Raw genomic sequence first — 15104 nt, 5'->3', positions numbered from 1 at the left:
TCATTTACTTTACATGAGATTATGTGATTAAGCTCTCATCATCAAATGACATTAGAATAATACGAATGACAAGTAATAGATTAAGCCAATTCTCGTACAATATATTGAACCCACGCAATCAGGATCTCTATATCTAAAGGACGACAACATGAAAACTTATCTCATCAATGATAATTGCGTTTACAACGAAGGAAAGTATGAGCTGAGAACCACCTCAAACTCACAGGTCATTAAAATGACGGCAATGAGGGCGAAGTGCCTGAGCTTCATCATCGAAAATGCAAATATGGATATTATTGAACGGCAAAAAATAACTTCAGAATTATGGGGAAGCCGTAGTCACTTTGTGAATGACGCAAATTTAACGCAAATACTCTACTTAATCAGAAGAGATCTGAAGTCCCTTGGGATAAATGACCTGTTTATCACCATCCCAAGACAGGGCATTCAGGTTAATAAAGAGATTCCTATTAAAGCCATGGAGAGCGAAAAGAAAGGAACAAAACGACAGGTGTTCAGAAAGACGCTGGCAGCATTAACCACCGTGTTTTCTGTCACCCTCGGCACGGTGATGTACCTGCACATTCATTAATTCAAGGAAATGAAAAATGAACCCAATTATTGATGGTATTTTAGTAATGGAAGGCGGCTATACCAACAATCCTAAAGATAAAGGTGGAGCCACCAACTGGGGGATCACTGAGGCAACGGCCCGAGCTCATGGTTATACAGGAGAGATGATCAACCTGACGCGAGCTGAAGCATTTTCTATCCTCGAAGAGGATTACTGGATCAAACCCGGATTTGAGCAGATCTCAACTATATCCTGGCCCATTTCTTTCGAACTCTGCGATGCCGCAGTCAATATTGGCCCCCACTATCCTTGCGTCTGGCTACAGCGCTGGCTCAACGCGCTAAACCGGGAAGAAAAAAGTTACCAGGATATCAAAACCGATGGCAAAATTGGCCCTCGGACCCTCTCCGCTCTCAATCACTTTCTGGCCTTAAGGGGCAAACAGGGTGAAGAAGTGCTGATAAAAGCGCTCAACTGCAGCCAGGGAGCCTACTATCTGGATATCACAGAAAAAAACAAAGGTAATGAAGAGTTTATTTATGGCTGGATGAAGGCCAGAATCACCTAAGATCATCGTGGCAATACAGCTAATAAAAGACTCAGGGACGAGACTTTTATTAGCATAAATATAGACTGGACATCACTTAATGAATTTTTGCATTTTCCAGAGCCTTTTTAATCTTCTCGCCAAGAATTTTCAAAATCGGCCCTGCAAATACCCCGCCAAGCCCCGCGGCGAGCAACACCATATTAAAACTAAGCTCTTTTTCAATCGCCACGGCGCTGAGCAAAAAACTAGTAAAACAGGAAACCACAACCTGGGTTAAACAGTGCATGATGCCCTTATGGGAATGATCATCACCTTCTTGCTTATCACGCCGGATAAGGTAGCTAACAAACCCGCCCCAGGCTCCGATAGCAATAATGGTGATAAAAATTTCGACTTCCAGCAAAACGACTTCCGTTGTCGCCAAATGATTTGGAATAGACATAGAACACTCCTTGATGAAGGCGTACAAAATGGTACCCAATAAGTGTAAAGAGGTTAGCTATTTACCAGTAATCAAAGAGCATCAAACCAAACCATATTAACTATATCGTTTGAAGTGATACTCCTCAGCGACGAAATGATGACAGAGTGTGTAACATGGAAACAATTTCATTTATCACTGATATATTTTCACTGTTTCTGTTCCATGATGCATAAATCTGTATAGATTTAAAAGTAAGTTCCGGTGGCGGTTGCACAAACTTAATATCATATTTACGCTGATTTTTATAGAATAGCGCCAACTTCAACGGCATTAAGGCTATTAATGAAGTACGTTCAATCATACTCATCAGGCCATTGAGGGAGTCGCTACGATAGCCAATAATACGTGAGCCTTTATAATAAAGAACATCTTTAAAAAGACCCTTATCATTAATAATCATCGGGGAGTGCATGCCCGGCTGATACATCGCGTGACGGGAGGAATAGAAATGATGTAACGAAAGATGAGGTAAGGTGCTTAAGATATGATTACTGGCAAAAATGCAGACAAAGCTTTTGAAGCTATCGATCAGTTGATTATCAATCCCGGGGACGTTCAACGGCTCGGTACCAATCAGAACATCACATTCTGCTGTAAGCAGTAGCTCCGTCATCATCTCACGAGAGAGATTTCTTGATGAATAATGGTTGAGTAATACCCGTTCAAAGATATCTCCGGCATAAAGCTGTGAGAGATAGTAAGCCTCAACGATATCACCGCCTAAAATAGTCAGCCGGGCATCACGACTCCCTTTATGCTCGGGAATAAAGGTACTATTTATCAGTTCCATAACCTGACGGAAATTTTGATGGATCTCGATCGCTTTAGCGGTGGGTAACAGGCCATCTTTACCACGGATAAACAACTCTTCCTGATAATAGCTCTGTAAACGGCGAAGCGCCAACGAGACCGCCGCCGGAGTGATACCAAGTTTTTTTGCTGCTTTGGCAGCATTTCCAGCTGAAATAACAGCGTCAAGGGTCTTGATTAAATTGTAATCAAAATCCTTGTTGGCACCTTTCGATCCCATCCGCTGTCAGCCTCTAAAAACGAAAAAAGCAATATAGATAATACTCAAAATAAATCAATTCTTAGCCCTTATAAATAATAGGTTAATTAAAAAGATAGGGCTGCGGATAGAAAAAAGCCTGAACGCAAAGGCCCAGGCTTAGTGGAAGACTGAAAATGAAATGCAATTAGCGGGTCAAATCATCGAAAAATTTCTTCACGCCATCGAAGAAACTTTTGGAGCGCGGGCTATTCTTTTCACCCGTTGGGCCACCAAAGCTTTCCTGCAGATCTTTCAGCAGCTGCTTTTGTTTATCATTCAGGCCAACCGGCGTTTCGACGACCACGCGGCACAGCAGATCGCCCTGCGCGCCGCCGCGAACGGACTTCACGCCTTTACCGCGCATCCGGAACAGCTTACCTGTCTGCGTCTCGCCCGGTATTTTAAGATTTACACGACCGTCCAGCGTCGGGACTTCGATTTCACCGCCGAGAGCAGCCATAGTGAAGTTAATCGGTACTTCACAGTACAGATTATTTCCTTCACGCTCGAAAATGGCGTGCTGCTTAACCTGAACCTGAACATACAGATCGCCTGCCGGTGCGCCATGCTCGCCGGCTTCACCTTCACCTGCCAGACGAATACGGTCGCCGGTATCAACGCCCGCCGGGATTTTAACCGACAGCGTTTTCGTTTTCTCGACGCGGCCATGACCGTGACATTTATTGCACGGATCTTTGATCAGCGTACCGCGTCCCTGACAGTGCGGACAGGTCTGCTGAACGGCGAAGAAGCCCTGGCGCATCTGAACCTGGCCTGCCCCGTGGCAGGTCGGACAGGTCTGCGGCTGGCTGCCCGCTTTGGCGCCGCTGCCGTGACAAACGTCGCACTCTTCCAGAGTCGGGATACGGATCTCTTTCGTTACGCCGCGAACGGCTTCTTCGAGCGTAAGATCCATGTTATAGCGCAGGTCTGAACCGCGCGATGCGCGCTGACGACCACGTCCGCCGCCGAAAATATCGCCGAAAACATCGCCAAAGATATCGCTGAAATCCGCGCCGCCGCCAAAACCGCCGCCGCCCCCCATACCGCCCTGCTCAAACGCAGCATGGCCGTACTGATCGTAAGCTGCACGCTTCTGGGCATCAGTCAGGATTTCATACGCTTCTTTGATTTCTTTGAACTTTGATTCTGCCTCTTTATCGCCCTGGTTGCGGTCCGGGTGATACTTCATGGCCAGGCGCTTGTACGCCTTTTTGATTTCACGCTCTTCCGCTGTTTTGGAAACGCCTAAAATCTCGTAATAGTCTTGCTTTGCCATTGGTGTTTTTCAGCCCCTTAACATGCGTGCACGGGCGGAGAGGAAACCTCTTCGCCCGTGCCAGTGTTTTACCCGTTCAAAGGGCGATTATTTTTTGTCTTTCACTTCTTCGAACTCAGCGTCAACAACATCGTCGTCCTTCGCGTTGCTCTCGGAAGCGTCAGCGCCGCCAGCCTGCTGCTGGGCGTGCTGCTGCTGAGCGATTTCCATCAGCTTCTGGGAAGCCTGGGCCAGCGCCTGCATTTTCGCTTCAATATCGGCTTTATCTTCACCTTTCAGGGAAGTTTCCAGCGCGGTCAATGCAGACTCGATAGCGGTTTTATCGTCAGCCGGCAGTTTATCGCCCGCTTCTTCAACCTGCTTACGGGTGCTGTGCAGCAGATGGTCACCCTGGTTACGGGTCTGAACCAGTTCTTCAAACTTACGGTCAGATTCCGCGTTAGCTTCTGCTTCACGAACCATTTTCTGGATCTCTTCTTCGTTCAGGCCAGAAGAGGCTTTGATGGTGATCTTCTGCTCTTTACCGCTGTTTTTGTCTTTCGCGGAAACGTGCAGGATACCGTCGGCGTCAATATCGAAGGTGACTTCGATCTGCGGCATGCCGCGCGGCGCCGGGTTAATCCCATCCAGGTTGAACTGACCCAGAGATTTGTTATCAGATGCGCGTTTACGCTCACCCTGCAGCACATGGATGGTTACCGCAGACTGGTTGTCTTCCGCAGTAGAGAACACCTGGCTGTGCTTAGTCGGGATAGTGGTGTTCTTGTTGATCAGCGCAGTCATCACGCCGCCCATGGTTTCGATACCCAGAGAAAGCGGGGTAACATCCAGCAGCAGTACGTCTTTTACTTCACCGGTCAGAACACCGCCCTGGACAGCTGCGCCAATGGCCACGGCTTCGTCCGGGTTAACGTCTTTACGCGGCTCTTTACCAAAGAACTCAGCAACTTTCTTCTGCACCATTGGCATACGAGTCTGGCCGCCAACGAGAATAACGTCGTTGATGTCAGACACGGACAGGCCAGCATCCTGCAGAGCAACTTTCAGCGGCTCGATGGAACGGTTAACCAGATCTTCTACCAGGCTTTCCAGTTTCGCACGGGTCACTTTAATGTTCATGTGTTTCGGACCGGTGGCATCTGCGGTGATGTACGGCAGATTCACGTCGGTCTGCTGAGCAGAAGAGAGTTCAATCTTCGCTTTCTCAGCGGCTTCTTTCAGGCGCTGCATCGCCAGCGGGTCGTTACGCAGGTCGATGCCCTGATCTTTCTTAAACTCGTCAACGAGGTAGTTGATCAGACGGGTGTCGAAGTCTTCGCCGCCCAGGTGGGTGTCACCGTTGGTCGCCAGAACTTCGAAGGTTTTTTCACCGTCAACTTCGTCGATTTCGATAATGGAGATATCGAAAGTACCACCACCAAGGTCGTATACCGCAATAGTACGGTTGCCGACTTCTTTATCCAGACCGTAAGCCAGCGCAGCGGCTGTCGGTTCGTTGATGATACGTTTGACTTCCAGACCTGCGATACGGCCGGCGTCTTTGGTTGCCTGACGCTGAGCATCGTTGAAGTAAGCTGGTACGGTGATTACCGCTTCAGTTACCGGTTCGCCCAGGTAATCTTCAGCCGTTTTCTTCATTTTCTTCAGCACTTCAGCAGAGATCTGCGGCGGTGCGGTTTTGGTGCCTTTCACATCAAGCCATGCGTCGCCGTTATCTGCGGCCACGATTTTGTACGGCATGATAGAAACGTCACGCTGGACTTCTTCGTCCTGGAAGCGGCGGCCAATCAGGCGTTTAATCGCAAACAGGGTGTTTTGCGGGTTTGTCACTGCCTGACGTTTAGCCGGCTGACCAACCAGAGTTTCACCATCCTGGGTATAGGCAATGATAGAAGGCGTGGTGCGATCGCCTTCGGCGTTCTCCAGCACGCGTGCAGTAGTGCCATCCATAATCGCTACACAAGAGTTGGTAGTACCCAGGTCGATACCAATAATTTTACCCATCTAAACGTCTCCACTAAAAATTCAGTCAACATGTGGTTGTGAACCTGTAATAAGGGCGAAACGTGCGGTTTCAACTACCCAGACATCATTTTTTTTCAGGTTCATTCACTGCGGTTGACTACAAGATGGGGTCACCCGCGACTTCATCAAGGGGGGGGATACAAAAAATTTTTACTCTGACCGCGCCGCCGGGTACGTCCCGGCAGCCGAAAACGCGCGAAATGCCGCGCTAAAAACGCCCATTACATAATTTAAAATTATAATTAAACCTAAATACATTCACACCGTAATTGACATAATCCGCAATCATTACGTGCTAAATACAATAAAGTTCCAGTGATAAAATGCGTCGTCCTAATAACCCATCTAATAATCAGGAAATCCTCATGAAATCACTGATTCATATATCAGCAGGATTATTTTTGAGCGCAACGTTAGTCGCGTCGGCGTCCGCTAACGATCATAAAATTTTAGGGGTTGTCGCCATGCCGCGAAATGAGACTAACGATCTCACCCTGAAGCTACCGATATGCAGGGTAATTAAGCGTATCCAGCTGACTGCCGATCGCGGCGATGTCCAGCTGTCCGGCGTAACGGTGTACTTCAAAGTCAGCAACAGCACCAGCCAAAGCCTCAGCGTCCCGTCAACTATAAAAGAAGGGGAAACGACCGGCTGGATTAATATTAATAGCGACAACGACAACAAACGCTGCGTTAAAAAAATCGCTTTTTCTGGTCACACCATTAACTCTTCCGATATGGCCTCGCTAAAAATTATCGGCGACGATTAATATTCCGGTTCACATTATCAAAACGCTTATGAAGATTAATTATCTGGATGATGAAGACCTCTCTTTTCTGCATCGCTGCAGCGAAGAGCATCTGGAAACATTCACTCGAATTCTGACTCACAATGAGAATGGAAAACCCCGGCTTTCAAGTACGCTATTGCGTAATGAAACCTTTCAGGCGATGGAAGGACACCCTGAGCGCTATCGCCGCAACTGGCAGCTCATTGCCGGGGAACTCCAGCACTTTGGCGGTGATAGCATCGCCAACACGCTGCGTCGTCATGGCAAGTTCTATCGCGAAATTTTGCTGGACGTCTGCAAGAGACTAAAAATCAAAACCGATAAACAAGCCTCTACCCCGGAAATAGAACAACATCTCCTGGAACACTTTCTGGAGCATAGCTGGAAAAAGATGGATGAGCGGCAAAAAGCCGACTTCTTTAGTGCCGTTGAGTGTCGTGTCAAAGAGCAGAAAGAACTGCTTCCCCATCTGCTTCAGACAAATAAGTTAGCGCAGGGAGTCTCGCATCTTCTTGAAACCCGACTGACGAAGATCCTCCGCACCCACGCCGCGGTGAGCGTCATCGGCCACGGGCTGGTACGCGGAGCAGGGCTTGGCGGACCGCTCGGCGCCGCGTTTAATGGGGTAAAAGCCGTGAGCGGCAGCGCATATCGGGTGACCATTCCAGCCGTGTTGCATATTGCCTGTTTAAGGCAAATGACCAGACTTCATCAGGGAAAAAATGAAATTGGCGAAAAATACCCCGCCAGATCATAGACAGTATCGTAACGCCTAATTATTATGCCGCGCCCCGACGCAGAGACGGCGGGGAATGCTTCCCTTTCTAATCATTATTTTGAGGAATTATGGGCAACACTAAGTTGGCTAATCCGGCACCGCTGGGCCTTATGGGCTTCGGCATGACCACTATTCTGCTTAACCTGGCAAATAGCGGCCTGTTCGCGTTTGATGTAGCTATCCTGGCGATGGGCATTTTTTATGGCGGCATTGCGCAGATTTTTGCCGGCCTGTTGGAATTTAAAAAAGGCAACACTTTTGGCTTAACCGCATTTACGTCTTACGGCGCTTTTTGGCTGACGCTGGTTGCCATTCTTCTGATGCCGAAAATGGGCCTTGCTGAAGCGCCTGATGCACACTTCCTCGGTATGTACCTTGGATTGTGGGGCGTTTTCACCCTGTTCATGTTCTTTGGCACTCTGAAAGCCGCACGTATGCTGCAGTTTGTTTTCCTCAGCCTGACCGTGTTGTTCGCTCTGCTGGCGATTGGCCACCTGGCTGATAACGAAGGCATTGTGAAGATTGCTGGCTGGGTGGGTCTGGTCTGCGGCGGCAGCGCCATCTATCTGGCGATGGGTGAAGTGCTGAACGAACAGTTTGGCCGCACCGTTCTGCCAATCGGCGAAAAGCATTAATTCATTGTCGCCGCTCGTTCGCGAGCGGCGACATGGGTCACCTTGATTTAAGGCAGACGCTGCAGTTCAGCTTTCGGCGCTGCAACCTGCTGATCCAGTCCCTGACGCAGCCAGATCCCCAACCCCAATCCCATAAACGACAGTGCCAGCACGTACCACGCGGGCGCCATCGGCGAAACGCCCATCAGCATGGTCACCGCAATCGGCGTCAGGCCGCCAAAGATGGCGTAAGAGACGTTATAAGAGAACGAAATACCGGTAAATCGGACCTCCGCCGGGAACGCGCGCACCATCACATACGGAACCGCCCCGACCACGCCAACGCATAACCCCACCGTACCGTAGAGCAGGAACAGGCGCTGCGGGCTATCACCGGAAAGATGATAGAAAGCCCAGCTTGCCGCAGCGAGGAATAAGCTGCCGACAATAAACGTGCGGCTGGCGCCAAAACGATCGGCGGCCAGGCCTGCCAGCAGGCAGCCGATACAGAGCATGATGGTAGCGATGCTGTTCGCCTGCAGGGTGATGGCGGGAGCAAAGCCGTAGTGTTTTTGTAGCCAGACCGGAGACATGAGGATCACCACCACCACGCCTGCGGATAACAGCCAGGTCAGCAGCATTGAGACCACAACCGCCTTCTGATGCTTCAGCGCGACGGCTTTAACCGGCAGCTCCTGCGCTAATGCCTTACGCTGCTGCATTTCGAGGAAAATCGGCGTCTCCTGAAGCCAACGGCGCAGATACATGGCGACGAGGCCAAATGCGCCGCCTAACAGGAACGGGATACGCCAGCCGCCATCGTGGATACCCTGAGGGGTGAGGTGCGTATTAATCAGCGTCGCGACGACCGAACCGAGTAAAATACCCACCGTCAGACCGGCAGTCAGCGTACCGCAGGCGATACCTATTCTTTTTTCCGGTACATGCTCGGCAACGAAGACCCAGGCGCCGGGAACTTCGCCGCCAATTGCTGCGCCCTGAAGAATGCGCATTAGCAACAGCAAAATCGGCGCCACGATGCCCATCGACGCGTAGGTAGGCAGCAGACCAATCGCCAGCGTAGGCAGCGCCATCAGTAAAATGCTCAAAGTAAACATTTTCTTACGACCAACCAGATCGCCAAAGTGGGCCATAATGATGCCGCCAAGAGGACGCGCTAAATAGCCTGCCGCAAAAATGCCGAAAGTTTGTGCCTGTCGCAGCCACTCAGGAATATCCGCCGGGAAAAACAGCTCGCCGACAACGGCGGCAAAGAAAACAAAGATGATGAAATCATAAAACTCCAGCGCGCCGCCAAGCGCGGCAAGCGTCAGGGTTTTATAATCCTGTCGGTTCAGGGGTCGGGTATAGTGTGACATAACGAGCAATCATCCAGAGGTGTGAAGAGATTCTACGCAGTGTGTAAAGTAAAAAACACTATATCGTAAATAAAACAACACACCACTGATGTTGTAGGTTATTTCAGGAATGCATTAAATTCAGGATAATGTTTCACGTCTCGCGCTTTTAGGGCGAAAAGCTGCTACAACATTGCCGTTTGTTTCGACATATGGCCCCTCAAGCAACTGTACACAATACGGTACACTTGCAAAAACTCCGTGCACCAGCACGTTACCCTCAGCATCTTTTACGCCTTCCAGGGTTTCTTCAATCGCTTTCGGCTGCCCGGGCAGGTTAAGGATCAGCGCCTGCTTGCGAATAACGCCAACCTGGCGAGAAAGAATGGCCGTCGGCACAAAATGCAGGCTCACCTGGCGCATTTGCTCGCCAAAGCCTGGCATCACCCGATCGGCAATCGCCAGCGTCGCATCCGGGGTCACGTCACGGCGAGCCGGGCCCGTGCCACCGGTAGTCAGGACCAGATGACAGCCCATTTCATCAACCAGTTCGCACAGCGTTTGCTCGATAATAACCTGTTCATCCGGGATCAAGCGGGTTTGCAATTCGAAAGGCGTGGATAGCGCACGGGCCAGCCACTCTTCGAGCGCCGGGATGCCTTTATCCTGATAGACGCCGCTGGAGGCGCGATCGGAGATGGAAACTAAGCCGATTCGTAAGGTGTTCATGATTATTCCGTTCAAACAGTATTAATAGCCAGAATAATACACCGAGGGGAGCAAGGCAGACAGTTTAATGTGGCCGACGGGCGTCGGCCACATGGGAGATTACAGCAGATCGCCGATCATTTTTTCCAGTTTTTCCTGGTCGATCGCAAACTTACGGATACCTTCCGCCAGTTTGTCTACCGCCATCGGATCCTGATTGTGCTGCCACAGGAATTCGGATTCGGTGATGCGAGCCGGACGGGCTTTCACTTCGCCGCTGAAAGACAGTTTACGCTCAACCGCGCCTTCGCTTTCAGCCAGCTCTTTCAGCAGGGCCGGAGCGATGGTCAGGCGATCGCAGCCGGCCAGTTCCAGGATCTCGCCGAGGTTACGGAAGCTTGCGCCCATAACCACAGTTTCGTAGCCGTGCTGTTTGTAGTATTCGTAGATTTCGCTCACGGACACTACGCCCGGATCTTCTGCCGGCGCGTATTCTTTCTTATCGGTGTTCGCTTTGTACCAGTCGAGGATACGGCCCACAAACGGAGAAATCAGGAATACGCCCGCTTCCGCGCAAGCACGCGCCTGAGCGAAGGAGAACAGCAGAGTCAGGTTACAGTTGATGCCTTCTTTTTCCAGCTGCTCAGCGGCGCGAATGCCCTGCCAGGTAGAAGCCAGTTTGATCAGAATGCGATCGTTACTGATGCCGGCATCGTTATACAGCTTGATAAGGCGCTTAGCTTTGGCGATAGATGCATCGGTGTCATAGGACAGACGAGCATCGACTTCGGTGGAAATACGGCCAGGGATCAGCTTAAGGATTTCGAGACCAATGTTCACCGCCAGCTTATCGGAAGCATCGATAATCTGCTGCGCGCGATCGCTACTCTGGCCGCGAGCCCAGGCAACAGCGTCATCAATCAGCTTACGGTACTCAGGGATCTGAGCCGCGCCGAGAATCAAAGAAGGGTTAGTCGTGGCGTCCTGAGGCTGATACAGCTTCATTGCCGCGATATCTCCGGTATCAGCTACGACAGTGGTGTACTGACGCAGAGAAGTCAATTTATCCGTCATGATAGTGTTTCTCTTAAACAGCAGTTAAGGGGATGTAACCGGTCTGCCAAGATGATAACACGCTGCCGGGGCAGCGCAACCGCCTACAATGCATGAGCGCAGAGTGTGATAAACTGGGCCAATTAATTACCTGAACACTAAAGGATTGTCACTGGATTGGTAGCGCTTACACTCGCGCGCCGATATGGGCAAGAGGATGCTTGATGCCTGATTTTCTGTCGTTTATCAATGAAATACTTTGGGGCTCGGTAATGATCTACCTGTTACTGGGCGCTGGCGTCTGGTTTACCTGGCGAACAAAATATATTCAGTTCCGTTATATCCGCCAGTTCAGCAAAAGTCTGAAAAAAAGCCTTCAGCCGCAGCCCGGCGGCTTAACGTCTTTTCAGGCGCTGTGCATGAGCCTGGCGGCGCGCGTGGGCAGCGGCAATATGGCTGGGGTTGCGCTGGCCATTGCCGCTGGCGGCCCGGGCGCCGTTTTTTGGATGTGGATCTCGGCGCTGCTCGGCATGGCCAGCAGCTTCGCCGAATGCTCTCTGGCGCAGCTTTATAAAGAGCGCGACTCTCGCGGCCACTTTCGCGGCGGTCCGGCCTGGTATATGGCCCGGGGGCTCGGCATGCGCTGGATGGGCGTGCTGTTCTCTATTCTTCTCCTGCTGGCCTACGGTGTTATTTTTAACACCGTCCAGGCCAACTCCGTTGCCCATGCCATGGAGTATGCGTTTCGTTTACCTGATGTCATCACTGGCGGCGTGCTTGCGGCCCTGACCCTACTGGTCATCATTCGCGGTATTCGCGGCGTAGCGCGGTTGATGCAGTGGCTCGTGCCGGCTATGGCTTTGCTGTGGGTGATGGCCAGCCTGGTCATTGGCTTGTGGCATATCAGCGCCCTGCCGACGATTTTTGAAATTATTTTCCGCTGCGCTTTCGGTTGGCAGGAGGCCGCTGCAGGCGCGGTGGGCTATACCATCAGCCAGGCGCTCACCAGCGGCTTTCAGCGCGGGATGTTCTCCAATGAAGCGGGTATGGGTTCGACGCCAAATTCTGCCGCCGCCGCTGCCTCCTGGCCACCTCATCCCGCAGCGCAGGGGATCGTACAAATGATCGGCGTCTTTATTGATACCATCGTCATCTGTACCGCCAGCGCCGTGATCATTATGCTGGCGCCAAGAGACGGCAATGAAGGGGTGGCAAACGGTATTCAGGCTATCCAGCACTCGATGAACAATCTTGTCGGCGACTGGGGTGCCAGCTTTGTCGCTTGTATCGTGCTGCTGTTCGCCTTCAGTTCGATCGTCGCAAACTATATCTATGCCGAAAATAACCTCATCTTTCTGCGCATGGATAGCCTCCGCAACATCTGGCTGCTGCGTCTGCTGACGCTGTGCATGGTCATCACCGGAGCGGTAGTCAGCCTGCCGGTAGTCTGGCAGATGGCGGATATTATCATGGCGCTGATGGCGATAACTAACCTGACGGCTATCCTGCTGCTGTCGCCGACGGTGCGCATCATTGCCAGCGATTACCTGCGGCAGCGCAAGCTGGGCCAGCGGCCGGAATTTGACGTCACCCGCTACCCTGAAATCCATCAACAGCTGGTACCGGGAACCTGGGATAACCTGCCGCGCGAATAGCGCGGCAATCGCAGCTATCGATCCTCTCTTGAGGTTTTTTTGCTAAAGTCGTCAAAAATTTCCCGTAAGGACTGGATATGCTCATTCTGATTTCACCTGCCAAAACGCTTGATTATCAAAGTCCGCTGGCAACGACGCGTTATACTCAGCCAGAGCTGCTGGAACACTCTCAGGAGCTTATCGGCATTGCCCGCCAGCTGTCGGCACCACAGATTGCTAAACTGATGGGCATCAGCGACAAGCTGGCCGATCTGAACGCGACCCGCTTCCACGACTGGCAGCCAGACTTCACCCCGGACAATGCCCGTCAGGCGATCCTGGCGTTTAAGGGCGATGTCTATACCGGCCTGCAGGCAGAGACCTTTAGCGAAGCTGATTTCGATTTTGCCCAGCAGCATCTGCGGATGCTGTCCGGCCTGTATGGCGTTCTGCGCCCGCTGGATCTGATGCAGCCGTATCGCCTGGAAATGGGTATTAAGCTTGAGAATGCGAGGGGTAAAGACCTGTATCACTATTGGGGAGACGTCATCACCGATAAGCTGAATCAGGCACTGAAAGCCCAGGGCGACGATATCGTGGTCAACCTTGCCTCTGATGAATACTTCAGGTCGGTGAAAGCCAAACGGCTTGAGGGCCAGCTGATTAAGCCGGTATTCCTTGATGAGAAAAACGGCAAGTTTAAAGTGATCAGCTTCTACGCTAAAAAAGCGCGCGGCTTGATGAGTCGTTATATCATTGAGAATCGCTTAACGAAGCCTGAGCAGTTGACCCACTTTGATAGTGAAGGCTATTTCTTTGACGCCGAGGCTTCGGATAACGGAGAACTGGTCTTTAAACGCCACGAGCAGTAAAAACACGCTCCCCTGCTGCGGATAATGCAGGAGGGGAGCGCTGAATCAGGCTTAACCCATCATCAGCTTACGCAGCGCGGCAAAATCAGCCGGCAGATCATGCGACAGCAGCGGCAAATCGGCACGATCGGCCAGCTCTTTCGGCAGCGGCAGCGTCTCCTGCAGAATCTCTTCCACGCTCTCTTTAAATTTCGCCGGATGCGCCGTGCCGAGGAACAGGCCATATTCGCCAGGCTGCAGCTGGTCGCGTAGCGCGCGATAGGCAATCGCCGCATGCGGTTCAGAGGTATAGCCGATGGCTTTCAGCTCACGCATGGTCTTCTTGGTGGTTTCATCATCCACCGCCGCGTAGCCCAGCTCGTTCAGACGCCAGATTTTACGGCGGAACAGCTCTTCCACACGCGGCCAGTTGTTCGGCTGGCTGACGTCCATCGCGTTAGACAGCGTGGCCTGAGTCGCTTTTGGCGACCAGTTACCGTCCTGCAGGAAGCGCGGCACGGTATCATTGGCGTTAGTCGCCGCGATAAAACGCTTGATCGGCAGCCCCAGAGATTTAGCCAGCAGACCGGCGGTCAGATCGCCAAAGTTACCGCTGGGTACCGAGATAACCAGCTGATTACGGGCTTCCTGAGGCAGCTGAGCAACGGCTTCAAAGTAGTAGCAAATCTGCGCCAGCAGGCGGCTGATATTGATTGAGTTAGCCGAGTTAAGACCCAGCGCAGCTTTCAGCTCTTCATCATCAAATGCCTGCTTAACCAGCGCCTGGCAGGCATCAAAGTCACCGTCGATTGCTACGGTTTCAATGTTGCCGCCCAGGGTGCAGAACAGCTTTTCCTGCAGCGGGCTGATTTTGCCGCGCGGATAGAGAATGACGACTTTGACGTTAGGCAGACCATAGAACGCATGCGCAACCGCCGCGCCGGTATCGCCCGAGGTGGCCGTCAGAATAGTGACCGGTTTGTCGCCTGCGATATGGGTCAGCATTTGCGCCATAAAGCGGCCGCCGAAGTCTTTAAACGCCAGAGTCGGACCGTGAAACAGTTCGAGGCAGCCGACGTCGTCCTGCACTTTACTTACCGGTGCCGGGAAGGTAAAGGCGGCGCCGATACGTTCTTGCAGAACCTCCTGCGGGATCTCGTCGCCGATAAATGCCGACAAAATTTTTGCGCTACGCGACACGAAGTCCTGCTGCAGCATTTCGTCGATTTCAGTCAGGCTGAATTCCGGCAGATCGTGCGGGAAGAACAGCCCCTGATGCTTGCCAAGCCCCTGCGTAACGGCCTGCGCAAAGCTGACCTGTTCGTTATGATCTTTTAAGTTATAGAGTTTCATT

15 protein-coding genes are annotated in these 15104 nt (G+C 51.6%); 7 read left to right on the top strand and 8 right to left on the bottom strand.

Annotated elements, in window-relative coordinates; genetic code table 11:
• The first annotated feature begins 148 nt into the window (after positions 1–148).
• Together IAE27_RS09295 and IAE27_RS09290 are read left to right on the top strand one after the other, a co-directional pair.
• Positions 149–592: a winged helix-turn-helix domain-containing protein gene (locus tag IAE27_RS09295; protein ID WP_004108388.1), complete on the top strand. Its 444-nt coding sequence runs from the start codon at positions 149–151 to the stop codon at positions 590–592.
• A gap of 16 nt (positions 593–608) precedes the next feature.
• The gene (locus IAE27_RS09290; RefSeq protein ID WP_004110420.1) at positions 609–1142 is read left to right on the top strand and encodes a glycoside hydrolase family 108 protein; all 534 of its coding nucleotides are present in this window, start codon (positions 609–611) and stop codon (positions 1140–1142) included.
• Positions 1143–1218: 76 nt separating this feature from the next.
• Here the strand turns inward: IAE27_RS09290 and IAE27_RS09285 are convergent, their stop codons facing one another.
• From IAE27_RS09285 to dnaK, 4 genes are all read right to left on the bottom strand, one after another.
• Complete coding sequence (locus tag IAE27_RS09285; RefSeq protein ID WP_004108395.1) at positions 1219–1566, bottom strand: phage holin family protein; 348 nt, start codon at positions 1564–1566, stop codon at positions 1219–1221.
• A 124-nt stretch (positions 1567–1690) separates the two neighbouring features.
• A complete protein-coding gene (locus tag IAE27_RS09280; RefSeq protein WP_154022786.1) occupies positions 1691–2638 on the bottom strand; it encodes a LysR family transcriptional regulator in 948 nt (315 codons plus the stop codon).
• A 166-nt stretch (positions 2639–2804) separates the two neighbouring features.
• A complete protein-coding gene (gene dnaJ / locus IAE27_RS09275) occupies positions 2805–3938 on the bottom strand; it encodes a molecular chaperone DnaJ (RefSeq protein WP_004108399.1) in 1134 nt (377 codons plus the stop codon).
• Positions 3939–4025: 87 nt separating this feature from the next.
• Positions 4026–5942, bottom strand: a complete 1917-nt coding sequence (gene dnaK, locus IAE27_RS09270) for a molecular chaperone DnaK (RefSeq protein ID WP_004108401.1) — start codon at positions 5940–5942, stop codon at positions 4026–4028.
• A gap of 386 nt (positions 5943–6328) precedes the next feature.
• On the opposite strand from dnaK, the gene IAE27_RS09265 reads away from it, so the two are divergent.
• The 3 genes from IAE27_RS09265 (at position 6329) to satP (ending at position 8167) form a co-directional block, all read left to right on the top strand.
• Positions 6329–6733: a DUF2541 family protein gene (locus IAE27_RS09265; RefSeq protein WP_115240015.1), complete on the top strand. Its 405-nt coding sequence runs from the start codon at positions 6329–6331 to the stop codon at positions 6731–6733.
• Between the two features lie 28 nt (positions 6734–6761).
• On the top strand, positions 6762–7511 hold the full coding sequence (gene msyB / locus IAE27_RS09260; protein WP_004108405.1) for an acidic protein MsyB: 750 nt from the start codon (positions 6762–6764) through the stop codon (positions 7509–7511).
• Positions 7512–7600: 89 nt separating this feature from the next.
• The gene (gene satP, locus IAE27_RS09255; protein WP_004110413.1) at positions 7601–8167 is read left to right on the top strand and encodes an acetate uptake transporter; all 567 of its coding nucleotides are present in this window, start codon (positions 7601–7603) and stop codon (positions 8165–8167) included.
• A gap of 47 nt (positions 8168–8214) precedes the next feature.
• Here satP and IAE27_RS09250 read toward each other — a convergent pair whose 3' ends face one another.
• The 3 genes from IAE27_RS09250 to tal form a co-directional block, all read right to left on the bottom strand.
• Positions 8215–9525 carry an MFS transporter gene (locus IAE27_RS09250; RefSeq protein WP_200092313.1) on the bottom strand — a complete coding sequence of 437 codons (1311 nt, stop codon included), beginning with the start codon at positions 9523–9525 and terminating at the stop codon, positions 8215–8217.
• Positions 9526–9645: 120 nt separating this feature from the next.
• Positions 9646–10233: a molybdopterin adenylyltransferase gene (gene mog / locus IAE27_RS09245; RefSeq protein WP_004108410.1), complete on the bottom strand. Its 588-nt coding sequence runs from the start codon at positions 10231–10233 to the stop codon at positions 9646–9648.
• Between the two features lie 99 nt (positions 10234–10332).
• Positions 10333–11286, bottom strand: coding sequence for a transaldolase (tal, locus tag IAE27_RS09240; protein WP_004108412.1), 954 nt, complete (start codon positions 11284–11286; stop codon positions 10333–10335).
• A 203-nt stretch (positions 11287–11489) separates the two neighbouring features.
• Here tal and IAE27_RS09235 point away from each other — a divergent pair, with 203 nt between their 5' ends.
• Together IAE27_RS09235 and yaaA are read left to right on the top strand one after the other, a co-directional pair.
• Complete coding sequence (locus IAE27_RS09235) at positions 11490–12920, top strand: alanine/glycine:cation symporter family protein (RefSeq protein ID WP_004108414.1); 1431 nt, start codon at positions 11490–11492, stop codon at positions 12918–12920.
• A 77-nt stretch (positions 12921–12997) separates the two neighbouring features.
• On the top strand, positions 12998–13771 hold the full coding sequence (gene yaaA, locus IAE27_RS09230) for a peroxide stress protein YaaA (protein ID WP_070556339.1): 774 nt from the start codon (positions 12998–13000) through the stop codon (positions 13769–13771).
• A gap of 51 nt (positions 13772–13822) precedes the next feature.
• On the opposite strand, the gene thrC is transcribed toward yaaA, so the two are convergent.
• On the bottom strand, positions 13823–15103 hold the full coding sequence (gene thrC, locus IAE27_RS09225; protein WP_004108418.1) for a threonine synthase: 1281 nt from the start codon (positions 15101–15103) through the stop codon (positions 13823–13825).
• Position 15104: the final 1 nt, after the last annotated feature.

It is taken from the genome of Klebsiella sp. S69, from assembly GCF_016516145.1.
In the GTDB taxonomy this organism is placed as follows: Bacteria; Pseudomonadota; Gammaproteobacteria; order Enterobacterales; family Enterobacteriaceae; genus Klebsiella; species Klebsiella oxytoca.
This window is presented reverse-complemented; position numbering and strand designations above follow the sequence as displayed.